The 26005-nt window shown below is 72.6% G+C and carries 22 protein-coding genes and 1 tRNA gene; 15 read left to right on the forward strand and 8 right to left on the reverse strand.

The window, feature by feature from the left end:
• The first annotated feature begins 102 nt into the window (after positions 1-102).
• Positions 103-702 (forward strand): YqgE/AlgH family protein, encoded by a 600-nt coding sequence (locus ACFYO9_RS36965; RefSeq protein WP_358778683.1) that lies wholly within the window; start codon positions 103-105, stop codon positions 700-702.
• Here ACFYO9_RS36965 and ACFYO9_RS36970 read toward each other — a convergent pair.
• Complete coding sequence (locus ACFYO9_RS36970) at positions 675-1595, reverse strand: LysR family transcriptional regulator (RefSeq protein WP_358778680.1); 921 nt, start codon at positions 1593-1595, stop codon at positions 675-677. The two genes, ACFYO9_RS36965 and ACFYO9_RS36970, sit on opposite strands and share 28 nt — an antisense overlap.
• A gap of 158 nt (positions 1596-1753) precedes the next feature.
• On the opposite strand from ACFYO9_RS36970, the gene ACFYO9_RS36975 reads away from it, so the two are divergent.
• From ACFYO9_RS36975 to ACFYO9_RS37000, 6 genes are all read left to right on the forward strand, one after another.
• Positions 1754-2986: an MFS transporter gene (locus ACFYO9_RS36975; RefSeq protein WP_358778682.1), complete on the forward strand. Its 1233-nt coding sequence runs from the start codon at positions 1754-1756 to the stop codon at positions 2984-2986.
• 15 nt (positions 2987-3001) lie between these two features.
• A complete protein-coding gene (locus ACFYO9_RS36980) occupies positions 3002-3307 on the forward strand; it encodes a DUF3039 domain-containing protein (protein WP_355816832.1) in 306 nt (101 codons plus the stop codon).
• A gap of 138 nt (positions 3308-3445) precedes the next feature.
• Positions 3446-5071: a beta-N-acetylhexosaminidase gene (locus tag ACFYO9_RS36985; protein WP_358778679.1), complete on the forward strand. Its 1626-nt coding sequence runs from the start codon at positions 3446-3448 to the stop codon at positions 5069-5071.
• 321 nt (positions 5072-5392) lie between these two features.
• The gene (locus ACFYO9_RS36990) at positions 5393-6298 is read left to right on the forward strand and encodes an FAD binding domain-containing protein (RefSeq protein WP_355816838.1); all 906 of its coding nucleotides are present in this window, start codon (positions 5393-5395) and stop codon (positions 6296-6298) included.
• A complete protein-coding gene (locus tag ACFYO9_RS36995; protein ID WP_358778678.1) occupies positions 6295-8205 on the forward strand; it encodes a 2Fe-2S iron-sulfur cluster-binding protein in 1911 nt (636 codons plus the stop codon). The genes ACFYO9_RS36990 and ACFYO9_RS36995 overlap by 4 nt, the downstream gene beginning before the upstream one ends.
• A complete protein-coding gene (locus ACFYO9_RS37000) occupies positions 8202-10499 on the forward strand; it encodes a molybdopterin cofactor-binding domain-containing protein (RefSeq protein WP_355816844.1) in 2298 nt (765 codons plus the stop codon). The genes ACFYO9_RS36995 and ACFYO9_RS37000 overlap by 4 nt, the downstream gene beginning before the upstream one ends.
• A gap of 31 nt (positions 10500-10530) precedes the next feature.
• On the opposite strand, the gene ACFYO9_RS37005 is transcribed toward ACFYO9_RS37000, so the two are convergent.
• The 3 genes from ACFYO9_RS37005 to ACFYO9_RS37015 all read right to left on the reverse strand — a co-directional run bounded on the left by ACFYO9_RS37005 (position 10531) and on the right by ACFYO9_RS37015 (position 15008).
• The gene (locus ACFYO9_RS37005; protein ID WP_358778677.1) at positions 10531-11340 is read right to left on the reverse strand and encodes a hypothetical protein; all 810 of its coding nucleotides are present in this window, start codon (positions 11338-11340) and stop codon (positions 10531-10533) included.
• A 103-nt stretch (positions 11341-11443) separates the two neighbouring features.
• Positions 11444-11515: transfer RNA gene (locus ACFYO9_RS37010), tRNA-Cys, on the reverse strand.
• 2737 nt (positions 11516-14252) lie between these two features.
• A complete protein-coding gene (locus ACFYO9_RS37015; protein WP_358778676.1) occupies positions 14253-15008 on the reverse strand; it encodes a VOC family protein in 756 nt (251 codons plus the stop codon).
• A 143-nt stretch (positions 15009-15151) separates the two neighbouring features.
• Between ACFYO9_RS37015 and ACFYO9_RS37020 the strand changes: the two genes are divergently transcribed.
• Together ACFYO9_RS37020 and ACFYO9_RS37025 are read left to right on the forward strand one after the other, a co-directional pair.
• A complete protein-coding gene (locus tag ACFYO9_RS37020; RefSeq protein WP_358778675.1) occupies positions 15152-15679 on the forward strand; it encodes a DinB family protein in 528 nt (175 codons plus the stop codon).
• A gap of 169 nt (positions 15680-15848) precedes the next feature.
• Positions 15849-17183 carry a fibronectin type III domain-containing protein gene (locus ACFYO9_RS37025; RefSeq protein WP_358778674.1) on the forward strand — a complete coding sequence of 445 codons (1335 nt, stop codon included), beginning with the start codon at positions 15849-15851 and terminating at the stop codon, positions 17181-17183.
• Here ACFYO9_RS37025 and ACFYO9_RS37030 read toward each other — a convergent pair.
• A complete protein-coding gene (locus ACFYO9_RS37030) occupies positions 17151-17606 on the reverse strand; it encodes an ATP-binding protein (RefSeq protein WP_358778673.1) in 456 nt (151 codons plus the stop codon). The genes ACFYO9_RS37025 and ACFYO9_RS37030 overlap by 33 nt on opposite strands.
• A gap of 110 nt (positions 17607-17716) precedes the next feature.
• Here ACFYO9_RS37030 and ACFYO9_RS37035 point away from each other — a divergent pair, with 110 nt between their 5' ends.
• The 6 genes from ACFYO9_RS37035 to ACFYO9_RS37060 all read left to right on the forward strand — a co-directional run bounded on the left by ACFYO9_RS37035 (position 17717) and on the right by ACFYO9_RS37060 (position 22881).
• Positions 17717-18571: a helix-turn-helix transcriptional regulator gene (locus ACFYO9_RS37035; protein WP_388667080.1), complete on the forward strand. Its 855-nt coding sequence runs from the start codon at positions 17717-17719 to the stop codon at positions 18569-18571.
• A complete protein-coding gene (locus ACFYO9_RS37040; protein WP_358778671.1) occupies positions 18568-18786 on the forward strand; it encodes a DUF397 domain-containing protein in 219 nt (72 codons plus the stop codon). The genes ACFYO9_RS37035 and ACFYO9_RS37040 overlap by 4 nt, the downstream gene beginning before the upstream one ends.
• Positions 18787-18795: 9 nt before the next feature.
• Positions 18796-19125, forward strand: a complete 330-nt coding sequence (locus ACFYO9_RS37045) for a hypothetical protein (protein WP_358778670.1) — start codon at positions 18796-18798, stop codon at positions 19123-19125.
• An 82-nt stretch (positions 19126-19207) separates the two neighbouring features.
• Positions 19208-21007: a DEAD/DEAH box helicase gene (locus ACFYO9_RS37050; protein WP_358778669.1), complete on the forward strand. Its 1800-nt coding sequence runs from the start codon at positions 19208-19210 to the stop codon at positions 21005-21007.
• Between the two features lie 329 nt (positions 21008-21336).
• Positions 21337-21978: a helix-turn-helix domain-containing protein gene (locus ACFYO9_RS37055; protein WP_355816862.1), complete on the forward strand. Its 642-nt coding sequence runs from the start codon at positions 21337-21339 to the stop codon at positions 21976-21978.
• Positions 21979-22080: 102 nt separating this feature from the next.
• Positions 22081-22881, forward strand: coding sequence for a S16 family serine protease (locus ACFYO9_RS37060; protein ID WP_355816865.1), 801 nt, complete (start codon positions 22081-22083; stop codon positions 22879-22881).
• Positions 22882-22917: 36 nt separating this feature from the next.
• Here the strand turns inward: ACFYO9_RS37060 and ACFYO9_RS37065 are convergent, their stop codons facing one another.
• Genes ACFYO9_RS37065 through ACFYO9_RS37075 form a run of 3 tightly spaced genes read right to left on the reverse strand, consistent with a single transcriptional unit; the run spans position 22918 to position 25990 of the window.
• Positions 22918-23886, reverse strand: coding sequence for a glycine betaine ABC transporter substrate-binding protein (locus ACFYO9_RS37065; protein WP_355816868.1), 969 nt, complete (start codon positions 23884-23886; stop codon positions 22918-22920).
• Complete coding sequence (locus tag ACFYO9_RS37070) at positions 23883-24755, reverse strand: ABC transporter permease (protein WP_355816985.1); 873 nt, start codon at positions 24753-24755, stop codon at positions 23883-23885. Before ACFYO9_RS37070 ends, ACFYO9_RS37065 begins: the two co-directional genes overlap by 4 nt.
• Before the next feature lie 26 nt (positions 24756-24781).
• Entirely contained in the window at positions 24782-25990 is a 1209-nt protein-coding gene (locus ACFYO9_RS37075; RefSeq protein WP_355816987.1) for a betaine/proline/choline family ABC transporter ATP-binding protein, read from the reverse strand.
• Between the last annotated feature and the right edge of the window lie 15 nt (positions 25991-26005).

Here is a 26005-nt window from a genome sequence, read left to right on the forward strand (position 1 = left end):
CGCGACGCGCGCTCCACCTGCCCCTTCGGCCCCTGAGCTGCGTTCACTCCGGTATGCGCATTGGCTCCCCGCACACGGCAAAGATGCGGGATCATGTCATCCATGACCGAGGTGTCCTCGCTCACAGGGCGGCTGCTCGTGGCCACACCAGCTCTGGCGGACCCGAACTTCGACCGCGCGGTGGTGCTGCTCCTCGACCACGACGAGGAGGGCTCACTCGGCGTGGTCCTCAACCGCCCGACCCCGGTGGACGTCGCCGACATCCTGGAGGGCTGGGGAGAGCTGGCCGGCGCGCCCGGCGTCGTCTTCCAGGGTGGGCCCGTCTCACTGGACTCGGCGCTCGGCGTCGCGGTGATCCCCGGCGACGAGGGGGCGCCCCCGGGCGCGCGGGCGCGCGGGGGCAGAGCGGACCCGGTGGGCTTCCGCCGGGTGCACGGCGCGATCGGCCTCGTCGACCTGGAGACCCCGCCGGAGCTGCTCGCCGCCGCGCTCGGCTCCCTGCGGATCTTCGCCGGGTACTCGGGCTGGGGCCCCGGCCAGCTGGAGAACGAGCTGGAGGACGGCGCCTGGTACGTGGTGGAGTCCGAGCCCGGCGACGTCTCGGCGCCGGATCCGGAGCGGCTGTGGCGCGCGGTGCTGCGGCGTCAGCGCAGCGAGCTGGCGATGGTCGCCACCTATCCGGACGACGCGTCGCTGAACTGAGCGGCGTGGTGCGGGTCGCCGAGCTGCTGATCGCCGAGTCGACCGGCCTCGCTCAGGTACCGCTCGGCCAAGGGGTGGGCGTCCTGGGCCGGCACCGCGAGGGACACGGTCACCGGCGGAGCGTTCTTCAGGCGTACGCGGCGTACCGCCGGGTGGGCGTGCCTGCGGGCCACCGGTTCGGGCGCCACGCCCACGCCGTGCCCCGCGGCGACCGCCTCCAGCCACTCGTCGAGGTTGTCGGCGGTGCAGGACAGCTTCGGGCGCCGCCCCACGGGCCACAGGCCGGGATGGGTGGTGCCGCCGACGGTGTTCACGACCAGCGGCAGATCCGCGAGCTCCGCCCAGTCCACGACCCGGCGCCCCGCGAGCTCCGCGGCACCCCGCGCGACGACGGCGACGCGCGCTTCGTGCAGCAGGACGCGGGTGCGGACCGCGGCGCCGGCCGGGACCTCACCCCGTACGACCGCGATGTCGCACGCGCCCGACAGGAGCCCGGCGAGGGGTTCGTCGCGCCGCACCAGACGCACGCCCGCGCCGGTCTCGGCCTTGAAGGAGTGCACGAGGCCGGCGCAGGCCGCGGGCAGCAGCGAGGTGAACCCGAGCCGGAGCACCGGGGGTTCGCCGCCCGCGGCGTCCAGCGCGGCGTCGAGCCGGGAGAGCAGCGGCGCCAGCTCGTCGCGCAGCCGTGACCCGGCGTCGGTGAGCTCGACGCGGCGCGTGGTCCTGGCCAGGAGGCGGGTGCCGAGGGCGTCCTCCAGGGCCCGCACGGTCCGGGTGAGCGCGGGCTGGCCCACGCGCAGGACGGCGGCGGCGTGCGTGAAGCTCAACTCGTCCGCGACGGCGAGGAACCCGCGCAGGTGCCGGAGCTCGACGGCGGGCGGCAGGTGATCCATTCCTCCCCAGCATAAATGAGCGCCCCGCGGCATTTCCCCGGCCGTGCGCAGGCTGCCTACGTTTCCCTCTCGCCGCGCCGCGAGGAGCGGTGCCGGAGAGACCGCCGGGGAACGCCGGGAAACGCCGGGGAACGCCGGGGAACAGGGAGTTGAGCGCGGTGCGCAAGGTGTGGCTGTTGATGGTGGGGTCCTTCACGCTGGGGCTCGACGCCTATGTGATGGCGGGGCTGCTGCCCGTGGTCGCCGGTGACCTCGGCACGACCGTCTCGCTCGCCGGGCAGATGGTCACCGTCTTCACCCTCGCCTACGCGGTGAGCGCGCCGCTCGTCGCCGGGCTGCTGTCCGGGGTGCGGCCGCGCCTCCTGGTCATCGCCGCGCTCGCCGTCTTCACACTGGGCAACGCGCTCACCGCCCTCGCGCCCGGCCTCGCCGTGCTGCTCCTGGCGCGTGCGGTGGCGGGGGCCGGGGCCGGGGTCTACTCGGCGCTCTCCACGGCGGCGGCCGCCACGCTCGCAGGACCGGAGCGGCGCGGGCGGGCGCTCGCGATGGTGATGGGCGGGATGAGTTCGGGCACGGTGCTCGGTGTGCCGCTGGGGGTACTGCTCGCCGACCACACGTCCTGGCGGGCGACGATGTGGCTGGTGACGGGGCTCGGCACGGTCGCGCTGCTCGGCCTCGCGGCGTGGCTGCCGCAGGTGCCCGCCGAGCCGCCGGTGCCGGTGCGGGCACGGCTCGGGGCGCTCGCCGACCGCGCGGTCCTGCCCGTCGTGGGCGTCTCCTTCCTGGGCGCGGTGGCGAGCCTCGGCCTGTACACCTACCTCGCGCCGGTGCTGGCCTCGTCGGGCGGCGTGGGCGGGGGCGAGGTGGCGCCGTACCTGTGGGCGTGGGGGATCGGCGGGGTGCTCGGCAGTCTGCTCGCCGGGCCGCTGGTGGACCGTACGGGCCGGGTGGTCGCGCTCGTGACGGGGATCGTCTCGACCCTCGTCGTCGCGATCGGCGTCCTGCCGCTGCTCGGCGCGGCCGCCTTCCCCGCGCTCGTCGTCTGGGGCGCGGCGGGCTGGGCGTTCCAGGTCCCGCAGCAGCACCGCCTGCTCGCGCTGCGTGCCGAGCGCGGCACGGTGGCCCTCGCGCTCAACAACTCCGCCCTGTACCTGGGCAGCGCGGTCGGCTCCGGGGCGGCGGGCCTCGCCCTCGCCGCGGGCCTCGCCCCGCGCGACCTGCCCTGGGCGGCCGCCGCGGTGGCGGCGGCCGGGCTCGCCCTGCACCTGGTGGGGCGCGGCCCCGCCGGTACGGATGGCCGAGGGCCCGCCGGTACGGGTGACCGGGAGTCCGCCGGTACGGGTGGCCGTGCCCCCGCCCGTACGGGCGCTGACGGTTCGCGCCGGGCGTGAGTACCCTTGGCCCTTATGAGCACTCTTGAGCCCGAGCCCGAGCGCGGGGCAGGTACGGGGACCCTCGTAGAGCCGACGCCGCAGGTGTCGCACGGTGACGGCGACCACGAGCGCTATGCGCACTACGTCCAGAAGGACAAGATCATGGCGAGCGCGCTCGACGGCACGCCCGTCGTCGCGCTCTGCGGCAAGGTGTGGGTCCCCGGCCGCGACCCGAAGAAGTATCCCGTCTGTCCCATGTGCAAGGAGATCTACGAGTCCATGGGCGCGGGCGGCGACAACGACAAGGGCGGCAAGGACGGCAAGGGCGGCGGCAAGTAGCCCTGTAGCCCTTCCGGTCCCTCGCCGGACCCTTCCGGTCCCGTGTGAGGCCCTTTCGAGACCCTTTCGCCCGAGGGGCGTTGCGCCAGCCGCAACGCCCCTTTTGCGTTGCGCAATCGCGTGACAGCCTGTGGCTTCATGACCTTTGGGCAACTCATCCCGGCGCCCGCACGCGCCGAGGCCACGCAGAGCTCCTCCTTCGTCATCGACGCCTCCACCACCCTGTACGGGGGCCCCGGCACCGGGACCACCGAGCGGTGGCTGCGCACCACCCTCGGGCCCGCGCTCGGCCTGCCGCTCCCCGGCGGGACCGAGGGGGCGGGCAACTCCCTCTCCCTGTACGTGGACGGCTCCCTGGAGCCGGAGGCGTACCGGCTCACCGTCGACGCCGACCGCGTCGAGATCCGCGGCGGCTCCGGCTCCGGCGTCTTCTGGGGCGCCCAGACCCTGCGCCAGCTGATCGGCCCCGACGCCTTCCGGCGCGCGCCGGTGCGGCCCGGCGCCGAGCACTCCGTCCCGGCGGGCCTCGTCGAGGACGCCCCCCGGTTCGGCTGGCGCGGCATGATGCTCGACGTCTCGCGGCACTTCATGCCGAAGGACGGGGTCCTGCGCTACCTCGACCTGCTCGCCGCCCACAAGCTCAACGTCTTCCACTTCCACCTCACCGACGACCAGGGCTGGCGCGTGGAGATCAAGCGCCACCCCGAGCTCACCGAGGCCGGCTCCTGGCGGTCCCGCACCAAGTGGGGCCACCGCGCCTCGCCGCTGTGGGAGGAGCGCCCGCACGGCGGGTACTACACGCAGGACGACATCCGCGAGATCGTCGCGTACGCCGACTCGCTGCACATCGCCGTCGTCCCGGAGATCGAGATCCCCGGCCACTCGCAGGCGGCCATCAGCGCCTACCCGCACCTCGGCAACACCGACGTCGTCGACACCGAGGCGCTCACCGTCTGGGACACCTGGGGGGTCAACCCCAACGTGCTCGCTCCCACCGAGGACGTACTCCGCTTCTACGAGGGGGTCTTCGAGGAGGTCCTCGACCTCTTCCCCTCCACGTTCATCCACGTCGGCGGCGACGAGTGCCCCAAGGACCAGTGGAAGGCGTCGGCCACCGCGCAGGCCCGCATCAAGGAGTTGGGCGTCGAGGACGAGAAGGGGCTGCAGAGCTGGTTCATCCGGCACTTCGACAGCTGGTTCACCGCCCGCGGCCGGCGGCTCATCGGCTGGGACGAGATCCTGGAGGGCGGCCTCGCCGAGGGCGCCACCGTGTCGTCCTGGCGCGGTTACCGGGGCGGCATCGCGGCCGCCAAGTCCGGCCACGACGTCGTCATGTGCCCCGAGCAGCACGTGTATCTGGACCACCGTCAGGACGGCGGCCCCGACGAGCCGGTGCCCATCGGGTTCGTCCGCACCCTGGAGGACGTCTACCGCTTCGAGCCCGTCCCCGCCGAGCTCACCGAGGAGGAGGCGGCCCACGTCATCGGCACCCAGGCCAACGTCTGGACCGAGGTGATGGAGCACCAAGGACGCGTCGACTACCAGGTGTTCCCGCGTCTGGCCGCGTTCTGCGAGGTGGCGTGGCGGCGGCTGCCGGCCCCGGCCGAGCGCGACTACGCCGACTTCGAGCGCCGAATGACCGCGCACTACCCGCGACTTGACGCCCTCGGCGTCGACTACCGTCCGCCGACCGGTCCTTTGCCGCGACAGCAGCGCCCGGGTGTGCTCGGACGCCCGATCGAGGGGGCGCCCCCGAACGTGTGAGAGAGCCCGCGGGTGTGTGCTCCCTGGGTGTGCTCCCTGTGCGTGCTCCCGGCGGCCCGCGCCGGGAGCATGGGGGCAATTCACCCCACCGGGAGAGGCCCCGTCAAACCGGCACATCCCCCCGTACCAGGGGCGAATGCCTCCTAGTGGACCCCCGCGTCGAGGGCCGGGGAGAATGTGCCAGAGTTGCCACGTCCGGGTTGTGAGCACGTACCGTACGGCGGAACAGGCGTAACGGTGACACGTCGCGAAACGGCGAGCACTCCACCTACACGTCGTACGTGGAGTACGCGGCCGGACATCGGGAAGGGGCAGCCGGTTTTGAGCACGCACGCACCGCAGGCGACACGGACACCGCAGTCGGTGAAGCTGCCCGCCACGCTGGACGAGGCCGTGGCGGCACTCACCGCCATGCCCGCCGCCGTGCCCGTCGCAGGCGGCACCGACCTGATGGCCTCGGTCAATTCGGGACAGCTGCGCCCCGCCGCCCTGGTCGGCCTCGGCCGCATCAGCGAGATCCGCGGCTGGCAGTACCAGGACGGCCACGCCCTGCTCGGCGCCGGCCTCACCCACGCCCGCATGGGCCGCCCCGACTTCGCCGCGCTGATCCCCGCCCTGGCCGCCGCCGCGCGCGCCGCGGGACCGCCGCAGATCCGTAACGCGGGCACCCTCGGCGGCAACATCGCGTCCGCCGCGCCGACCGGCGACGCGCTGCCCGTGCTCGCCGCCCTCGAAGCGGTCCTGATCATCGCGGGACCCGGTGGCGCCCGCCGCGAGCTCCCCGTCTCGCACCTCCTCGCCGGCATGGAGATGCTCCGCCCCGGCGAGCTCATCGGCTTCGTGCGGGTACCGCTCCTGCACGCCCCCCAGGTCTTCCTCAAGGCGACGGGACGCACCGGACCCGGCCGGGCGTCCGCCTCCGTCGCGCTGGTCCTCGACCCGGCCCGGCGCGGCGTGCGCTGCGCGGTCGGCGCCATCGCGCCGATGCCGCTGCGGCCGCTGGAGGCCGAGGAGTGGGTGGCCTCCCTGATCGACTGGGACGGCGGGCGCGGCAGCCTCGTCCCGGAGGCGGTCACCGCCTTCGGCGAGTACGTCGCCACCGCCTGCATCCCGGACCAGCCCCCGGCGGCCGACGGCACCGAACAGCCACTGTCGCCCGCCGTACTGCACCTGCGGCGCACCGTCGCCGCGCTGGCCCGACGAGCACTGGGGAGGGCGCTGTCGTGAGCGACGACCAGAACACCCACAACGGCGGCGGCTGGCAGCCGCACCCGCAGGGCGAGTACGACTCCGACGCCACGGCGTTCGTGCAGCTCCCCGAGGGCATGCTGGACGCCCCGCTCGCCGCGCCCGGACACGGGTACGTCCCGCCGCAGATAACGGTCACCCCCGCCACCGCCGACGCCACCGACCCGGCGGCCACCGGCACGTGGGTCATGCCGCCCGAGGTGACGGGTGCTGCCGGTGCCGGGCACGCGGTGCGGTGGCCCGAGGCGGGCGCGGCGCCCCAGGCCCATGTGGATCACGGCCACGGGGATCACGGCCACGTGGAGCACGGTCACCCTGAGCACGGCCACGCTGAGGGGCAGGCGTACGACCCGCGTGCGACCGGGCAGTGGAGTCTCGCCGAGGCGGAGGCCGCGCAGGCGCAGCACCGGACGTACGGCCACGGACAGGCGTACGAGCAGGACTTCGGCCGACAGCAGGACTTCGGCCGGGAGCGGGAGTACGGCGACGGGTACGGGCAGCCGGTCGCCGCGCCGCCCGCCGACGTCACCGGCCAGTGGTCGATCCCGGTCGCCGGCGGTGACCTGCCCGACGAGTCCGGCGAGTTCACCGCGTCGTCGCTGGCCTCCCAGTGGGGCGGCACGCCGCCCGCGACCCTGCCCGGCGGCGCGCCCGCGCCGTGGGCGACGGGGGCGGGGGCCGGTGCGCCCTGGGGGGCGCAGGCGCAGGAGGCTCTCCGCACGGAGGTGCCGCCGCCCCCCGCGCCGGACGGCTCCGCGGAGACCGAGAGCCGCTTCGAGAAGACGCAGTTGCTGCGGGCGATCCGGATCCCGTCCGGGGACGCCCCGTCGGAGCCGCTGGCCGGACCGGCCGAGGCGCCCTTCGAAGAGCCGGTGCACGAGCCGGCCGAAGAGGCTGCCGAGCCGGTAGAGGTCGACGAGCCGGTAGAGGTCGACGAACCGGTCGAGGTCGAAACAGAACCCGAAGCCGAAACCGAACCCGAAGCGGAATCCGAAGTCGACGCCGAGCCCGCGGACTTGTCGGACGAAGCGCACGTACCCGAAGAGACGGGCGCGGCGGACGAACCCGGCGTACCGGAAGAAACGCCGGAAGCCCCGCACGCCGCCGAGGCCACGGAGGCGGTGGCCCTCGCGGAGGAGCCCACCGAGGCCACCACCGTCACCGAAGCCGCCGAGCCCGTCCCCACCCCGCTCCACGACGACCACCCCCTCGTCTCGTACGTCCTGCGCGTGAACGGCACCGACCGGCCCGTCACCGACGCCTGGATCGGCGAGTCGCTGCTCTACGTCCTGCGGGAGCGGCTCGGTCTCGCGGGCGCCAAGGACGGCTGCTCGCAGGGCGAGTGCGGGGCCTGCAACGTCCAGGTGGACGGGCGGCTCGTCGCCTCCTGCCTGGTGCCGGCCGCCACCACCGCGGGCAGCGAGGTCCGTACCGTCGAGGGCCTCGCCACCGACGGGCAGCCCTCCGACGTGCAGCGCGCGCTCGCCGCGTGCGGCGCCGTGCAGTGCGGCTTCTGTGTGCCCGGCATGGCCATGACCGTGCACGACCTCCTGGAGGGCAACCCCGCCCCCAGCGACCTGGAGACCCGCCGCGCGCTGTGCGGCAACCTCTGCCGCTGCTCCGGCTACCGCGGCGTGCTCGATGCCGTGCGCGAGGTGGTCGCCGAGCGCGAGGAGTCCGCGGCGGCCACCGAACCCGCGGCCCAGGACGAGGACCGGCAGGCCGAGACGGCCCGCATCCCGCACCAGGCGGGCCCCGGCGACGGCGGCGTCCACCCGGCCTCGCTCGACGGCGGCTACGAGGGCGGCTACGACGACGGCTACGACGGTCCGTACGAACCCGAAGGACCGCAGGGCCCTTACGGCCAGGACGGAGGCCACGCGTGACCACCGAAGCCACCGCGCCCGCGCCCGGCGCCGCCCCGCAGGAGACCGAGCCGCGGCTCGGCATCGGCGCGTCACTGCCGTCCGCGCAGGCCCGGGTGAAGACCGAGGGCACCTTCCCCTACGCGGCCGACCTGTGGGCCGAGGGCCTGCTGTGGGCCGCGGTCCTGCGCTCCCCGCACGCGCACGCCCGCATCGTCTCCATCGACACCCGCCACGCCCTGGAGATGCCGGGCGTCCACGCCGTCGTCACGCACGAGGACGTCCCCGGCGAGCCGCTGCACGGCCGCAGGACCGCCGACCGCCCGGTCTTCGCCGCCGACGTCGTACGCCACCACGGCGAGCCCATCGCCGCCGTCGCCGCCGACCACCCCGACACGGCGCGGATGGCCGCCGCGGCCGTCATCGTCGAGTACGAGGTCCTCGAACCGGTCACCGACCCGGAGAAGGCCTTCGAGGCCGAACCGCTGCACCCCGACGGCAACTTGATCCGGCACATCCCGCTGCGCCACGGCGACCCGGAGGCGGCGGGCGAGCTGGTCGTCGAGGGCCTGTACCGCATCGGCCGCCAGGACCCGGCGCCGATCGGCGCGGAGGCGGGCCTCGCCGTGCCGCGCCCCGACGGGGGAGTGGAGCTGTACATCGCCTCCACCGACCCGCACGCCGACCGCGACCGCGCCGCCGCCTGCTTCGGCGTCAGCCCGGAGCGGGTGAAGGTCGTCGTCACCGGCGTGCCCGGCGCGAGCGCCGACCGCGAGGACGCGAGCTTCCAACTGCCCCTAGGGCTCCTCGCGTTGCGGACCGGCTGCCCGGTCAAGCTCACCGCGACCCGCGAGGAGTCCTTCCTCGGCCACGCCCACCGCCACCCCACCCTGCTGCGCTACCGCCACCACGCCGACGGCGAGGGCCGCCTGGTCAAGGTGGAGGCGCAGATCCTGCTCGACGCGGGCGCGTACGCGGACACGTCCTCGGAGGCGCTGGCCGCCGCAGTCTCCTTCGCCTGCGGCCCGTACGTGGTGCCGAACGCCTTCATCGAGGGCTGGGCGGTCCGTACGAACAACCCGCCGTCCGGGCACGTACGGGGCGAGGGCGCGCTGCAGGTGTGCGCCGCGTACGAGGCGCAGATGGACAAGATCGCCAAGAAGCTGTCCATCGACCCGGCCGAGGTGCGGCTGCGCAACGCGATGGCGACCGGCGACATCCTGCCCACCGGCCAGACCGTGACCTGCCCCGCCCCGGTGGCCGAACTCCTGGCCGCCGTACGCGACTTCCCCCTCCCCGAGCTGCCCAAGGACACCCCCGAGGACGAGTGGCTGCTGCCCGGAGGGCCGGAGGGCGCGGGCGAGCCGGCCGCGGTGCGCCGGGGTGTCGGCTACGGCCTCGGCATGGTCCAACTCCTGGGCGCCGAGGGCACGGACGAGGTCTCCACGGCCACCGTGAAGGTCCACGACGGCGCGGCGACCGTGCTCTGCGCGGCCGTCGAGACCGGCCAGGGCTTCACCACGCTGGCCCGCCAGATCGTCCAGGAGACGCTCGGCATCGAGGACGTGCGGGTCGCGCCGGTCGACACCGACCAGCCGCCGGCGGGCCCCAGTTGCCGCGGCCGCCACACCTGGGTGTCCGGCGGGGCGGTGGAGCGCGCGGCGAAGATGGTCCGTACGCAGCTGCTGCAGCCGCTGGCCCACAAGTTCGGCATGTCCACCGAGCTGCTCCAGATCAACGACGGCAAGATCACGTCGTACGACGGGGTGCTCTCCACGACCGTCACCGAGGCCCTTGAGGGCAAGGAGCTCTGGGCCACGGCCCAGTGCCGCCCCCACCCGACCGAGCCGCTCGACGAGTCCGGCCAGGGCGACGCCTTCGTGGGCATGGCGTTCTGTGCGATCCGCGCGGTCGTGGACGTCGACATCGAGATCGGTTCCGTACGGGTGGTGGAGCTCGCCGTCGCCCAGGACGTGGGCCGCATCCTCAACCCCGCCCAGCTGCGGGCCCGCATCGAGGCGGGCGTCACGCAGGGCGTGGGCGCGGCGCTCACCGAGAACCTCCGCACCCCGCGCGGCCTGGTCCGCCACCCCGACCTGACCGGCTACGCCCTGCCGACCGCCCTGGACACCCCGGACATCCGCATCGTGAAGCTGGTGGAGGAGCGGGACGTAGTGGCTCCGTTCGGCGCGAAGGCGGCCAGCGCGGTTCCGGTCGTGACGTCACCGGCGGCGGTCGCCTCGGCGGTCCGCGCGGCGACGGGCCGCCCGGTCAACCGCCTGCCGATCCGCCCCCAGGCGGCGGTGGCGACCTGACGGGTCGCCGGTGGTGTGTGCGCGGGCGTGGCTACCAGATGCCGCTGAGGTGGTGCGGGCCTGTGGGGTCGGGGTCCTCCGGGGGGCGGGTCCTGAGGGGCAGCGGGGTGACGGCGAGGAGGCCGGCGTCGTCCGGGCGGACGATGAACGGGGAGTGGATCCGGGGGATCCAGGGGTAATGGGGGAGCCCTTCGTCCTCCGGACGGGGTGGTGCGGGTAGGGGTACGTGCTGTGCCGATTGATGGCCATTCGGTACGTGTCCCGCCCGGCGCCCGACCCCCTCCTCCCCGCCCAGCGCCAGCGTGTCCCGGCGCCAGTCCTCGCGGACGTACCCGAGCGCGCGGCAGGACCACTGCCGCTCGCCGTACGCCTCCCGGCACGTCAGGTCGATGCGGATCTCCAGCTCGCCCAGGTGCCGGTCCGCCGTCCGGATCCGCAGGGTTTTCGTGGCGCCGGGGGCGGTGTGCCGCCAGATCAGTACGCCGTCGTCGCCCGCGTCGACGACCATGGCCGGCTCGTCGTTCAGATGGACCGTGACCCGGGCCTCGGCGACCGGGGAGCCGCCGGTCTGCCGGACGACGACGAGGATGTCGGGGGTGCCGCCGCTCCGGCGCACGTCCGTCTCGACGACGGCGAAGACCGGCCGGTCGGCCTCGTCGCGCAAGGCTCGCTCGTGGTCCAACTGCTCCCGCAGCAACTCGACTTGGGCCAGTGCGGCACGGGCCTGCGTCTCGGCGGCGAGGGCGGCACGGTGGGCCGTGCGGCCCTGCCACCAGGCGGTGCAGGCGGCTGCCGCCGCGACGATGGCGCTGCCGGCCGCGATGTAGTCCCCAGCTTCCACGGCCGCCCACCTTACTGAGGTGGGGCGCGCGAAAGGGGTGGTCCGGTGAGGACCACCCCTTTCGTGGGTGCGTTCGCGCTGCGCCGGCAGTCGCGTCGACCTGAGGCCGTGGCGGGAATCGAACCCGCGTTACTGGATTTGCAGTCCAGCCCCTAAGCCACTCGGGCACACGGCCGTGTCGTTGACCTGACCCAGTGAAGGTAGCGGGGTCCGTGTCCGCGCCTCAAGAGATTGCGGCGTGCCGCAATGGGACTGCCATATGGCGTTCATGAAGGGGGAGGGGGGCGGGGGGTGGCCGGTGCCTTCGGTGGGCCGACGCCTGCGATTCGTACCGGGGCCGCGACTTGACCTTCGACCCGGACGGCCAGGGGTGAGGCCGACGGGCAACTCTGCTCGGCTCATCACCTTTCGCTGCCGGGTGCGGACCGGCCCATTGTGGGCGGGGCCACGGTAGGGGTGAGGCCTGGAGGTCACCCTTCGGGGGACCTGAGACGTTGAAGGTCACCGGGGCCGCCCGGGGTTTTGCGGAGTGTGGCGGTTCCGGGCCGTGAGCAAAGGGCGCTCCCTGCGGTCGCGTCGGCTTCGCCGATTCCGCTGCGCTCCACCCTTGACTCCCGTCCCTACACCGCACGTTGACGTTCGACCCGGACGGCCAGGGGTGGGGCCGGCGGGGTCTGGGGGTTGGGTCATCATGTTTCGCTGCCGGGTTCGGACCGGTCCATCGTGGGCGGGGGCCACGGTGCGAGCTCGGCCACGGCCACGCTGCTCGGGCCATCCCCTTTCGCTGCCGGGTGCGGCCCGGCTCATCGTGGGCGGGTGCCACGGTGCGAGCTCGGCCCACGGACGGTGTGGTCGGGCCACCCCCTTTCGCTGCCGGGTGCGGCCCGTCTCATCGTGGGCGGGGGCCACGGTCGGGGGTCCGCCCGGAGGTCACCCTTCGCTCGCCCGGTGCTTTCGATTCTTACTGGGGCCGTCCGGGGTTTTGCGGAGTGTGGCGCCTCCGGGCCGGCAGTAAAGGGCGCTCCCTGCGGTCGCGTCGGCTTCGCCGATTCCGCTGCGCTCCACCCTTGACTCCCGTCCCTCCACCGCGACTTGACCTTCGACCCGGACGGCCAGGGGTGGGGCCGGCGGGGTCTGGGGGTTGGGTCATCACGTTTCGCTGCCGGGTGCGGACCGGTCCAACGTGGGCGGGGGCCACGGTGCGAGCTCGGCCCACGGCCGGTGTGGTCGGGTCATCGACTTTCGCTGCCGGGTGCGGCCCGGTCCATCGTGGGCGCGGGCCAGGGTTGCGGCTCGGCCGTCCACGCGGCATCGCTGCCCGGGGCATCGGCTTGCGCTGCCGGGCGCGGTCCGGCCCATCGTGGGCGGCGGCCCCGGTGCGCGCTCGGCCAGCCGCCCGGCCACGCCGCGCGGGCCCTCAGCCTTCGTGGTCGGGCACCTACTTCGGCAAAGTTGCGAAGCGAGGCGCCGCGCGCCCCCTCACCAACCGGATGCGCCCCCGGGGACGTAAGCCCGTTCTCGGACGTCCGGCCCGTCCGGCCCCACCCTTCCCTCCTCGGTTACCTACTTTGGGAAAGTTGCGAAGCAGAGGCCCGCGCGCCCCCTGCTACACCCCGCGCGCCGCCCAGCGGGTCTCGACCGCATGGTCCAGCCCCTCCGCCAAACCCGGTGGCCCCACGGAAGCCATCCGTCCCACAGGCCTCATGGGCCACGACAACTTTGCTGGGGGTCTGGCACCTACTTTGGGAAAGTTGCGAAGCGGATCTCCGCGCGCCCCCCAGCCGCGCCCCGCGCGCCGCCGGGTGGGTGCCCGATCGCAGGATCTGGTCCCTCCGCCGAACCCGGTGGCCCCACCGAACCCATTCGTCCCACGCACCTCGTGTGCCACCAGATCCCGGCAGCCTCACCAACCCCACCTCCCGTAGAGCACCCACCCACCCCGTCCCTCTCGGCGGACTGGCTGGTTCCGGGGGCGCTTGGGGTGTGGGAGGGGGGCGTGCGGCATATTCATTCGCAACTTTCCCGAAGTAGGTGACAGACCCCCAGAGGTGGCAGCCCCCTGTCCCCGGGCAGCGCATTGACGGTGACGTCTGCCGACGATGGGCCGGTCCGCACCCGGCGATGAAAGGTGATGACCCGAGCGGGGATGCCGCGCGGCTGGCCGAGCTCGTACCGTGGCCTCCGCGCACGTTGGGCCGGTCCGCACCCGGCGGCGAAAGTCGATGACCCGACCACACTGGCCGTGGGCCGAGCTCGCACGGGGGCGTCGGCGCACGTTGGGCCGGTCCGCACCCGGCAGCGAGACGTGATGACCATCCCAGCCTCGCCCGCCGCCTCACCCCTGGCCGTCCGGGTCGAAGTTCAGGTCGCGGTGGAGGGGCGGGAGTCAAGGGTGGAGCGGAGCGGAATCGGCGGAGCCGACGCCCGAAGGGCGCCCTTTACTGCCGGCCCGGAGGCGCCACACTCCGCAAAACCCCGGGCGGCCCCGGTAGAAATCGAAGGCACCGGGCCAGCGAAGGGTGACCTCCGGGCCGAGCCCCGACCGTGGCCCCGCCCACGATGAGCCGGTCCGCACCCGGCAGCGCGACCGGATGACCCGAACAGACTGGCCGTGGGCCGAGCTCGCACCGTGGCGTCGGCGCACGATGGACCGGTCCGCACTCGGCAGCGAGACGTGATGACCCAACCCCCGGTTCCCGTCGGCCTCGCCCCTGGCCGTCCGGGTCGAAGGTCAAGTCGCGGTGGAGGGAAGGGAGTCAAGGGTGGAGCGAAGCCGACGCGACCGCAGGGAGCGCCCTTTACTCGCGGCCCGGAACCGCCACACTCCGCAAAACCCCGGGCGGCCCCGGTACGGATCGAAGGCACCGGCCCACCGGAGGTGCCGGGCAAGGCGAGCCCCGCGGGACCTCACCTCACGCCGCTCCCAGCACGCAGAACTCGTTCCCCTCCAGATCCGCCAGGCACGTCCAGGGCGCCTCGCCCTGGCCGAAGTCGATGCCGGTGGCGCCCAGGGCGCGCAGCCGGGTCGCCTCCACGACGTGGTCGCCGCCGGGATAGGGGCGCAGGTCGAGGTGGACGCGGGGCCGGGCGGAACGGCTCCACTCCGTGCGCACACCTGGCGTACGCAGGAACTCCAGGTACGGGCCCACGCCTTGGGCGGACCGCAGCCGCGCCAGGTCGTCGGAGACCTCGTGCAACGTCCAGTCCATCGCCTCGTCCCAGAAGCGGGCCATGGCGCGAGGATCGGCGCAGTCGACCACGACCGCGCCGACCGGGCCGGTGTCCCGGTAGAGCTCACGGGGTTCGAGCACGCAGAACTCGTTGCCCTCGGGGTCGGCGAGGCACGCCCAAGGGACGTCGCCCTGGCCCACGTCGACGGGCGTCGCGCCCAGTTCGCGGAGGCGGGCCACCAACTCCGCCTGATGGGCGGTGGAGCGCGTGGCCAAGTCGACGTGCACGCCGTTCTTCGCCGACTTGGGCTGCGGGTCGGCGACGACGTCGATGACGATCGCGCTGGGGTCGGGGTAGGCGAAGCCCTCGGGTTCGAGGTTGGTCACGCCCGGCCCCTCGCTGTCCACGCCCCAGCCGCCGAGCGCCTCCGCCCAGAACCGGCCCAGCGCCGCGTCGTCCCGGGCCTTCAGATGAATCTGGACAAGTCGCGTCGTCATGCCGCCGATCCTAGAGCGAAGATCTTCCGTCGCGTGGGACGGCGATCGAAGGACCGTCGCAGCAACTAGGTCAGTATCTGACCTAGTTGGTGTCTAGTGTGGCGGCTGTCAGGGAGAGCCGGGGCCAGCGGGAGGCTGAAGTCATGCTTGAGACCACGACCAACAACGGTGAGCGTGCCGAGCTGCTGGCGGCGCTGGCCGGACACCGGCGCTCGTTGCGCCACGCCGTCCGCGACCTCACCGACGAACAGGCCGGACTCCGTACCACCGAGAGCGAGCTGTGTCTGGGGGGCCTGATCAAGCACGTGACGTCGGTCGAGCGAATTTGGGCCGCCTTCATCCAGGAGGGCCCGGCGGCGCTGGGCGGAGTTACCGACATGACCGAGGCCGACTGGGCAGCCCGCGCGGACGAGTTCCGGATGCTGCCGGGAGAGACGCTGACCGGCGTACTCGACGCGTATGCCGAAGTCGCCTGTCGCACGGATGAGTTGGTCGGCACGCTACCCGACCTCGATGTGGACCACCCGCTCCCCGACGCCCCCTGGTCCGCTCCCGGCACGCGCTGGTCGGCCCGCCGCGTACTGCTGCACGTCATCGGCGAGACCGCCCAGCACTCGGGGCACGCCGACATCATCCGCGAATCCCTGGACGGCGCCCGCACCATGGGCTGACCGGGCCCTCCTCGCGCCGGGCGCGCCGCCTCCCGGCCCGCGCTCGGCGACAGCTACAGTGCTGTGCCCCCACAGCACCATCCGCACCGCGCACCGCCAACTCCCCCCACGACTGCATCCCGTACCCCCGTACCGCCCCAGTGGTTCCATCGGAAAGGGAACGCCAGCCGTGTCTCATCACTTACGTCCCGGCCCGGCCGCGGTCGCCTCCGCGGCCACCGTCGTCCTCCTCGCCCTCGGCCTCACCGGCACCGCCCACGCCGCCGCGCCCGCCGCGAGCACCGGCTCCGTCGCCCGCGCGGCCGATGCCCCGGACCAGCCGGACAATCCCCTGTACGACGCCCCGGAGAGCTTCGACGTCACCTCCGGGCGCGAGGCCGTCTCGCTCTCCTGGAGCACGCTCCCCGCGGCCACCGCCTATGAGGTCTCCCGCACCGAGGCCGAAGGCGCCGGACCGGACGAGGTCGGCTCTTACGAGACGGTCGCCACCGTGTCCACGGCCGAGTACGTCGACCGTGCCGCCGACCCCGACGTCACGTACGCATACCGGGTCCGCGCCCTGGACGACGCCGGTCACGTCTCGCCCTGGACCGAACCCCGCCGCGGCACCCGGGACACCGTCGCGCCCTTCGCGCCCCGCGACCTCACCCGCGTCCGCGAGGACGAGGGCGGTGTCACGCTGACCTGGCGCAGCGGCGACTCGGACTCCGTGAAGTACGTCGTGTACCGCGCCGCGTCTCCCAACTCCCCCTGGGTAAAGGTGGGTTCGACGACCTCGCTGACCCTTCGCGACACGAAGGGCGAACCCGGCCGCATGTACGTGTACGAGGTCCGCGGCGTCGACTCCGTCGGGAACGAGTCGTCGGGGTCGAACTGGGAGACCGGCACCAAGACCGCCGCCCCCGCCACCACCCCCAAGGCCCCCGACCTGGCTGATTCGCACATCGTGGGCAAGCGGCTCACCCTGCGGTGGTCGCAGGGTCGGGACGTCCCCGTCTCCTCCTACACCGTGTACCGGTCGCGGACCTCCCCGGTCGATACCGGCGACGCGGCCCACCGCGTGGGCACCACCACGCAGATCGAGTACACCGCCACCGTGGGCGAGGACGAGCGCGACTACTTCTACGCTGTCGTCGCCACGTCCACGCAGGGGGTTCCCTCGCCCGCCTCCGCGTCTGTCAGGCCGGCGTACGCGGCCCCGCGCCCGCCCGGCGCCACACAGGTCTACGACGTGGCCCCGGGCCAGGGCAGCGTCCGGCTCGACTGGTACGTCGTGCCGTACGGGAGCGACGAGTCACGGATCACCGGTTACCGGGTCTACCGCTCGACCACCCCCGGCGTCACCAAGGAGAACGCCGAATTCAGGCAGTCCACCACCGATGCGCGGTACGTGGACCGCGGCCTGACCGCCGGCACGACGTACTACTACGCCGTCGCCACCGTCAACGAGGACGGTCTGGAGTCCGCGCTCTCACCCGAGGTGTCGGGTACGCCCACCGGCTGACGCGTCGATCTCCGCCCACACCGTCTTGCAGGGCGGCGGCCCCGGCTCCGTACCCCACCGGTCGGCCAGCGCCGCGACCAGCACCATCCCCCGCCCCGACTCGGCGTCCGCGTAAGGCAGTTGGGGGTCTCGGGGTGGCGTACGGTCCGTCCGGGCGTCCGTCACCCCGATACGGAGGGTGTTCGCCGCGCTGAGCGTCAGCGCGAGCCGGAAGCTCCTCCCCGGCACGTGCCCGTGCAGCACGGCGTTGTTCGCCAGCTCGGCGACGATCTGCTCCGCCGTTTCGAACGGCCGTCCCCAGCTGCACAGTTGCTCCCGCGTCAGCAGCCGCGCCAGCCGCGCGCCTCTGCGGGTCGCCGAGAGCAGGATCGTGAACTGGTGTGCGGGGGCGTGGGCCTTGGCCCGGGTGGTTTCTTGGTTCACGTCACTCAGCGTGGCTGCCTGTGCGTACCGTGGACAGCGGGGCGGGCCGTGCGTACGGAGTCTGTCCTGACGTTGTCCCGGCTTGTCCCGGCTGTCCCGGCGGAGGTGGCGTGGTGGAAGGCAACGACGGTGTGGACGAGCCCGGTTGGGACGTGGACCCCGAGGACGAGATCAGCGCGGTGGTCGAGATGGTCGGCAGCCAGCTGAAACTCCGGCGAGAAACGGCGAACCTGCGGGTGGCGGAGTTCGCGGAGGCGATCGGTTACGGGGAGGACTTGGTCCGCAAGATCGAACGCGGGGCGCGCATCCCTCGCCCCGAGTACCTGGACAAGGTGGACGAGGTCCTCGACGCGGGCGGCCTGGTCTCGGCCATGAAGAAGGAGATGCGGGAGGCTCGTTACCCGAAGAAGGTCCGCGAACTTGCGAAGTTGGAGGAGCGGGCCGTCGAGGTCTCCCTGTACAGCAACCACAACATCCATGGCCTGCTGCAGACGGAGGAGCATATGCGGGCGCTCTTCCTGGGGTGGCTGCCCGCCTACTCCATGGATCAGATGGACGGAATGGTTGCAGCTCGGTTGGGTCGGCGTGCCATCTTCGAGCGAGATCCCATGCCGACGCTGAGCTTTGTCCAGGAGGAGGTGACGCTGCGCCGCCCGGTCGGGGGCACAATGGTTTGGCGGCGGCAACTCGAACGCCTGCTTGAGGTAGGGCAGTTGAGGAACGTGTCGATCCAGGTGATGCCGACCGACTGTGAAGAGCACCCTGGTACGGGCGGACTGATCGAGGTGTTGAAGTTCTCTGACGGCACAGCGGTGGGGCGTTCCGAGGGGGCGTACAGCGGACGCCCTGTCTCTGATCCCAAGCAGCTCAGAACCCTGGAGCTGCGCTATGGAATGATCCGAGCTCAGGCTCTCAGGCCACGGGCGTCGCTGGCCTTCATCGAGCAACTGCTGGGAGAAACATGATCCGCAAGGCTTCTGCCGGGGGCGCCTCCGGACTCGAGTGGTTCAAGAGCAGCTACAGCAGCAGCGGCGACGGCAACGACTGCGTCGAGGTCGCCCCCACCCCCCACACCATCCACATCCGCGACTCCAAGACCCCCGACCGCCCCCACCTCACTCTCACCCCCTCCGCCTGGTCCACCTTCCTCCCGTACGCCTCCCGGAACTCACAGGCGTAGGAATAGGGCATGGGCAACGCGCTGCCGCTCCTGGTGATCTTCGGCGGCTTCGCCGCGGTCCTCGCCGCCCTCGCGTGGCTGGCACGGCGCGTGCGACGCCGCGGTACGGGCGGCGCCGCCCTCGCCGGCGCGCTCGCGGCGTGGGAGGAGGCGTACCGCATCACCTCCCACGAGGCCCACGTCGAGATCCAGGCCCAGGCCGAACGGCAGAGCCCCGCGCTGTCGCCGGACGGCCCCTGGGCGAGCCGAGGCCGGGGCGGACGGAGGCGCGGAACCCTCGCGTGGCGGGCCCGCCGACCCGGCGCCGCCCGACCGCACCGGCGCCGCCCCCGGCGCTGAGGAGGGGGCGGGCCCCAAGAGGGGCGGACCGGTAAGGTGGCCCGGTTGTCATACGTGCCGCCGACCCGCGAACCCGGAGACCGTGACTACCACCAGCGCCGCCGCCAACTCCTCCCACCACCTCTCGCCCGCCTTCCCGGGGCGAGCGCCCTGGGGCACCGCCAACAAGCTGCGTGCCTGGCAGCAGGGTGCGATGGACCGGTACCTCCAGGAGCAGCCGCGAGACTTCCTCGCCGTCGCCACCCCGGGCGCCGGCAAGACGACGTTCGCGCTCACGCTCGCCTCCTGGCTGCTGCACCACCACGTCGTCCAGCAGGTCACCGTGGTCGCGCCGACCGAGCACCTGAAGAAGCAGTGGGCCGAGGCCGCCGCCCGTATAGGCATCAAGCTCGACCCCGAGTACAGCGCGGGGCCGCTGAGCAAGGAGTACCACGGCGTCGCCGTGACGTACGCGGGCGTCGGCGTCCGGCCGATGCTGCACCGCAACCGCTCCGAGCAGCGCAAGACCCTGGTGATCCTCGACGAGATCCACCACGCGGGGGACAGCAAGTCCTGGGGCGAGGCGTGCCTTGAGGCGTTCGAGCCCGCCACCCGCCGCCTCGCGCTCACCGGTACGCCGTTCCGGTCCGACACGAACCCGATCCCGTTCGTGCAGTACGAGGAGGGCAACGACGGCATCCGGCGCTCCTCCGCCGACTACACGTACGGCTACGGCAGCGCGCTCGGCGACGGCGTCGTGCGGCCCGTGATCTTCCTCTCGTACTCCGGCAACATGCGCTGGCGCACGAAGGCGGGGGACGAGATCGCGGCGCGGCTGGGCGAGCCGATGACCAAGGACGCGGTCTCGCAGGCGTGGCGCACGGCGCTGGACGCGCGCGGCGAGTGGATGCCGAACGTCCTCAAGGCCGCCGACAAGCGGCTCAGCGAGGTCAGGAAGGCCATTCCGGACGCGGGCGGCCTCGTCATCGCCTCCGACCAGGACTCCGCGCGCGCCTACGCCAAGCTGATCCGTGAGATCACCGGCAGCAAGGCCACCGTCGTCCTGTCCGACGACACCGGCGCCTCCCAGCGCATCGACGACTTCGCCGCGAGCACCGACCGGTGGATGGTCGCCGTCCGCATGGTGTCGGAGGGCGTCGACGTGCCGCGCCTCGCGGTGGGCGTGTACGCGACCACCATCTCCACCCCGCTCTTCTTCGCGCAGGCCGTCGGCCGTTTCGTACGGTCCCGGCGGCGCGGCGAGACCGCCTCCGTCTTCCTGCCCACCGTGCCCGACCTGCTCACCTTCGCCAACGAGATGGAGGTCGAGCGCGACCACGCCCTCGACAAGCCGAAGAAGGAGGGCGAGGAGGACCCCTACGCCGAGTCCGAGCAGGAGATGGACGAGGCGAACAAGGAGCAGGACGAGGACACCGGGGAGCAGGAGCAGTTCTCCTTCGAGGCCCTGGAGTCCGAGGCCGTCTTCGACCGGGTGCTCTTCGACGGCGCCGAGTTCGGCATGCAGGCCCACCCCGGCAGCGAGGAGGAGCAGGACTACCTCGGCATCCCGGGGCTCCTCGAACCCGACCAGGTGCAGATGCTGCTGCAGAAGCGGCAGGCCCGGCAGATCGCGCACAGCAAGAAGAAGCCGGACGGCGAGGCGGACCTGCTCGAGCTGCCCGCCGAGCGGCGGCCGGTCGTCTCGCACAAGGAACTCCTCGGGCTGCGGAAACAGCTCAACACGATGGTCGGCGCGTACGTGCATCAGAGCGGTAAGCCGCACGGGGTGATCCACACCGAACTGCGGCGCACCTGCGGGGGGCCGCCGAGCGCGGAGGCCACCGCCGGGCAGCTGCGCCAGCGCATCGAGAAGGTCCAGGAGTGGGCGACCCGGATGAAGTGAGCCGGAGGGTGAGGCGGGGGGGGGTGAGGCGGGGGTTCCGAGTGGGGAGGTGGTGTGCGAAGTGCGTGCACGCCCCCGCACCGGCGGCCACCGCGTAACGGGGCAATCGGGGGCGCTAGGGGCGTCCCGGTGCCCGGATTCTGGACGAAGTCTTCCGCTGAGCGGGACGGCCTCGCTAATGTCCCCGCACAGCACACGCCCCGTGGCAGCGCCGCCGCGGAGCGCAGCCGGTGTTCCGACCGGCGGCCTCTGACGCGCGTCGCCCACGGGACCGGCGACGCAACCGCCGCGTAAGGGGGTCGCCGACCCTCACCTAAGGAGTGGGCGTCGTGACCGCGGAGACTTCTCAGACGCTCGACCGAGGACTGCGCGTCCTCAAGCTGCTGGCCGACACCGACCACGGACTGACGGTCACCGAGTTGTCCACCAAACTCGGGGTCAACCGGACCGTCGTGTACCGCCTGCTCGCCACGCTCGAACAGCACGCCCTCGTCCGGCGCGACCTGGGCGGCCGCGCCCGCGTCGGCCTCGGCGTGCTGCGGCTCGGCCGCCAGGTGCATCCGCTGGTACGGGAGGCCGCGCTGCCGGCGCTGCGCTCGCTGGCGGAGGACATCGGGGCGACGGCGCACCTGACCCTCGTGGACGGCACGGAGGCCCTCGCGGTCGCGGTGGTCGAGCCCACGTGGACGGACTACCACGTCGCCTACCGCACCGGCTTCCGCCACCCGCTGGACCGGGGCGCCGCGGGCCGCGCGATACTCGCCGCCCGGCAGGGCCTGGTGACCGACCCCGGCTACGCGCTCACCCACGGCGAACTGGAAGCGGGCGCGAGCGGGGCGGCGGCGCCGCTGGTCGGCGTCACGGGCCTGGAGGGCAGCGTGGGCGTCGTCATGCTGGCCGACGCGGTGCCGGAGCGGGTGGGGCCGCGAGTGGTGGACGCGGCGCGCGAGGTAGCAGACGCGTTGCGCTGAGGACGGGTGAGATACAGCCCGTCCGGCGTTTGAGGACGAGCTCGGCGCAGCCGGCGATGAGCCCCGCCACGGCTCAGAGCACCGTCACGTTAGATTGATCGCGTGTTCTCTCGTCTCACGCGCCCCCAGGCCCTCGCCCTCTGCGCCCTCCCCGTCGCGGCCCTGCTCGCCGTCGCGGGGCTCGCGCCGCTGCCGTTCGCGGTGGCCCAGCCCGGCGGCACGGCGAACGTGCTCGGGGAGCACGAGGGCAAGCCGGTCCTCACCGTCTCCGGCGTGCCCACGCGGGAGACGAAGGGCGAGCTCCGCATGACGACGATCGTCGCGACGGGGCCGCAGATGGACATCCACCTGGGCGACGTCGTCGACGGCTGGTTCCGTACCGACCGCGCCGTGATGCCCAAGGACTCCGTCTACCCGGTCGGCGACAACGTCAAGGAAGTCGAGAAGCACAACCTCGGCGACATGAAGAAGTCGCAGGACGACGCCACGAAGGCGGCCCTGTCGTATCTGAAGGCGAACGGCGTCGACGACACCGGCAAGGTGAAGGTCAAGGCCGACCTCGGCAAGATCGGCGGACCGAGCGCCGGACTCTTCCTCTCGCTCGGCATCATCGACAAGCTGGACGGCGACGGCAGCGGCGGCGACCTCACCGGCGGCCGGAAGATCGCGGGCACCGGCACGATCGACGCGGACGGCACGGTCGGCCCCGTCGGCGGCGTGGCCCTGAAGACGCAGGCCGCGCGGCGCGACGGCGCGAGCGTCTTCCTGGTCCCGAAGGACGAGTGCTCGGACGCCGAGGCGGAGCTGCCGAAGGGGCTGCGACTCGTGCCGGTCACGACGCTGAAGGGCACGGTCGCCTCCCTCCGGGCCCTGGAGAAGGGCGCGAAGCTCCCGAGCTGCTGACGCCGCGGTCCGCGCTCGAAGGCCGACCCCGCCCCGCTACCCCTCCTTCACGAACCCCTCCTGTACCAGCCACTCCAGCGCCACCTCGTGCGGGTCCTGCCCCTCCACGTCCACCTTGGAGTTGAGCTCCCGGGCCACCGTGTTGTTCAGCTTCTTCGTGATGGGCTCCAGGACCTCCGCCATCGCCGGGTGCTTCTTCAGGGAATCGCTGTTGATCTCCGGTGCGGCGTTGTAGTTGGGGAAGAAGTGCTTGTCGTCCTCGGTCGTCGTCAGCTTCATCGCCTTGATGCGGCCGTCGGTCGTGAAGACCTCACCGAAGGTGCACGAGCCCTTGGACACCTGCGTGTAGATGATGCCGGTGTCCATCTTGGTGATGCCGGCGGCCGGGATCTTCATGCCGTACGCCTTCTGCATGCCCGGAAGCCCGTCCTCCCGGGACGCGAACTCGCTCTCCACGCACAGCGACACGGCCTTCGGGTCGGACTTGGACAGGGCGGCCACATCCGAGAGCGTCTTCGCCTTGTACTTGGCGGCGTTCTTCTCGTTCATCGCCAGCGCGTACGTGTTGTTGAGCTCGGCGGGCGCCAGCCAGGTGACCCCGTTCTTCAGGTCCGCGTCGCGCACCGCCTGCCACTGCTTCTGCGGGTCGGTGATCGGTTTCGTGTTGCCCTGGTAGGTGATCCAGGCGGTGCCCGTGTACTCGTACATGGCGTCCGCGTCACCGCTCTTGACCGCCTCGCGCGCGCCGATCGAGCCCTGGATGCCGGTGCGGTCGAGCACGTCCGCGCCGGCCGCCTCGAAGGCGATGCCCATGATCGCGCCGAGGATCAGCTGCTCGGTGAACTCCTTGGAGGTGACGGTGAGATCGACGCCCTTCAGGGGCTGTCCCTTGCCGATGGAACCGGGCTTGACGTCGTCCACCATCGGGCTGCCGCTGGTGAGCCCGCACGCCGCGAGCAGCGCACCGCCCAGGGCGAGGGCGAGGGCCTTGCGTGCCGTCCTCATGAGCTCACCTCCAACCCGCGCGGACGCAGGAGCAGTTCGGCCAGCGAGGCCAGCCAGTCGACGAGGAGCGCCAGCGCGATCGTCAGGATCGAGCCCAGCATGAGGACCGGCATCCGCTGGTTGGTCATGCCCGTGGTGATCAGGTCGCCGAGGCCGCCGCCCCCGCCGAACGTGGCGAGCGTCGCCGTGCCCACGTTGAGCACCAGCGCGGTGCGCACGCCCGCGAGGATCAGCGGTACGGCCAGCGGGAGTTCGACCCTGCCGAGGACGCCGAGCGGCGACATGCCGATGCCGCGCGCCGCCTCCAGGAGCGTCGGGTCGTTCGCCTTCAGGCCCGCGATGGTGTTGGAGAGGACCGGCAGCACGGCGTAGATGATGATGCCGATGAGGGCGGCCTTCTCGCCGATGCCGATCCAGATCACCAGGAGCGCGAGCAGCCCGATCGCGGGGGTGGCCTGGCCGATGTTGGCCAGGGCCATCGCCACCGGGGCGCCCTTGCGGAGCTTCTTGCGGGTCAGCAGGATGCCCAGCGGGATGGCGATGATGAGGACGAAGAACGTCGAGATCGCCGTGAGCTGGATGTGCTGGCGCACCCTGAGCCACACGTTGCCGTCCGCCAGGGCGTTCTTCGAGATCGAGTCCAGCTCGGCCTGCTGGAACCACCACCAGGTCGCCAGCAGGATCACCGCGAGGACGACGGGCAGGAAGGTGAGCTTCTGCCAGGTGACCTTGGGCGGCTGTTTCTGCGGGAGGAGCGTCGGCGGGGCCTCCTGTTCGGCCTCTCCCTCGTCGCGGAAGGCGAGCCCCTTTACCTCGTGCTCGCCCTCGGGGCGGGCCGGCTCCCTCGGCGACGGCTTGCGGTCCGGGATCCGGGGCTCGCCCCCGGCCGTGCCGCTCACGCCTTCGCCTCCCCGCCGGTGCCCTCCTGCTCGAAGTGCGTCATGTGGGTGCGCTGCTCCTCCAGTTGGTGCTGGTGCTCGACGGCTTCGAGGCGGTCGGCCTCCAGCATCTCGTGGACGGAGTTCATCAGCGTCTCCATGTCGACGACGCCCGTGTACTCGCCGCGCCGCCCGGTCACCGCGACCCGGCCCGCGTTGTCGGTGAGCACCGCTTCGAGCGCGTCGCGCAGGGTGGCGTCGCGGGTCACCGTGTCGTGGACGAGGGTGCCCGCGCGGGCCAGCGAACCCTTGGCGCGCATCAGGTCGCCGCGGCGCAGCCACTTGTAGGGGCGGCGGCGCTTGTCGAGCAGGAGCAGTTCGTTGGTGCCGCTGCCGCGCAGCTTGTCGAAGATGTCCTGCAGCGGGTCGTCGACGGTCACCGTCGGGATGTCGGCGATCTCCACGTCCCGTACGCGCGTCAGGTTCAGCCGCTTGAGCGCCGCGCCCGCGCCGACGAAACCGGAGACGAAGTCGTCGGCGGGGTTGGTGAGGATGGCCTCGGGGGTGTCGAACTGCGCGATGTGCGAGCGCTCGCGCAGCACCGCGATCCGGTCGCCGAGCTTGATCGCCTCGTCGAAGTCGTGGGTGACGAAGACGATGGTCTTGTGCAGCTCGTGCTGGAGCCGGATCAGCTCGTCCTGGAGGTGGTCGCGGGTGATCGGGTCGACCGCGCCGAACGGCTCGTCCATCAGGAGTACGGGCGGGTCGGCCGCCAACGCCCGTGCCACGCCCACGCGTTGCTGCTGTCCGCCGGAGAGCTGGCGCGGGTAGCGGCCGTGGAACTCGGCCGGGTCGAGCCCCACCAGGTCCAGCATCTCCTCGACCCGGGACTTGATCCTCGTCTTGCCCCAGCCGACCATCTTCGGCACGAGGGCGATGTTCTGGGCGACGGTCATGTGCGGGAAGAGGCCGGAGGACTGGATGGCGTAGCCGACCTTGCGGCGCAGCTTCACCGGGTCGATGTCGGTGACGTCCTCGCCGTCGATGCGGATGCGGCCGCTGGTCGGCTCGATCAGCCGGTTGATCATCTTCAGGGTGGTCGACTTCCCGCAGCCGGAGGGCCCCACGAAGATGACGATCTCGCCCGCCTTGATCTCCATGTTGACGCTGTCCACGGCGGGGTCGGCGCTGCCCGGATAGCGCTTGGTGAGGTTCTCCAGCTCGATGGTCGCCCCGGAGGT

It is taken from the genome of Streptomyces sp. NPDC005863 (assembly GCF_042871345.1).
GTDB lineage: Bacteria > Actinomycetota > Actinomycetes > Streptomycetales > Streptomycetaceae > Streptomyces.

Coding starts and splice junctions, on each gene's coding strand:
- ACFYO9_RS36985 (WP_358778679.1), top strand. CDS start 3,446: ATGACCTTTGGGCAACTCATCCCGGCGCCCGCACGCGCCGAGGCCACG.
- ACFYO9_RS37015 (WP_358778676.1), bottom strand. CDS start 15,008: ATGACGACGCGACTTGTCCAGATTCATCTGAAGGCCCGGGACGACGCG.
- ACFYO9_RS36970 (WP_358778680.1), bottom strand. CDS start 1,595: ATGGATCACCTGCCGCCCGCCGTCGAGCTCCGGCACCTGCGCGGGTTC.
- ACFYO9_RS37045 (WP_358778670.1), top strand. CDS start 18,796: ATGGGCAACGCGCTGCCGCTCCTGGTGATCTTCGGCGGCTTCGCCGCG.
- ACFYO9_RS37065 (WP_355816868.1), bottom strand. CDS start 23,886: ATGAGGACGGCACGCAAGGCCCTCGCCCTCGCCCTGGGCGGTGCGCTG.
- ACFYO9_RS37020 (WP_358778675.1), top strand. CDS start 15,152: ATGCTTGAGACCACGACCAACAACGGTGAGCGTGCCGAGCTGCTGGCG.
- ACFYO9_RS36965 (WP_358778683.1), top strand. CDS start 103: ATGACCGAGGTGTCCTCGCTCACAGGGCGGCTGCTCGTGGCCACACCA.
- ACFYO9_RS36980 (WP_355816832.1), top strand. CDS start 3,002: ATGAGCACTCTTGAGCCCGAGCCCGAGCGCGGGGCAGGTACGGGGACC.
- ACFYO9_RS37040 (WP_358778671.1), top strand. CDS start 18,568: ATGATCCGCAAGGCTTCTGCCGGGGGCGCCTCCGGACTCGAGTGGTTC.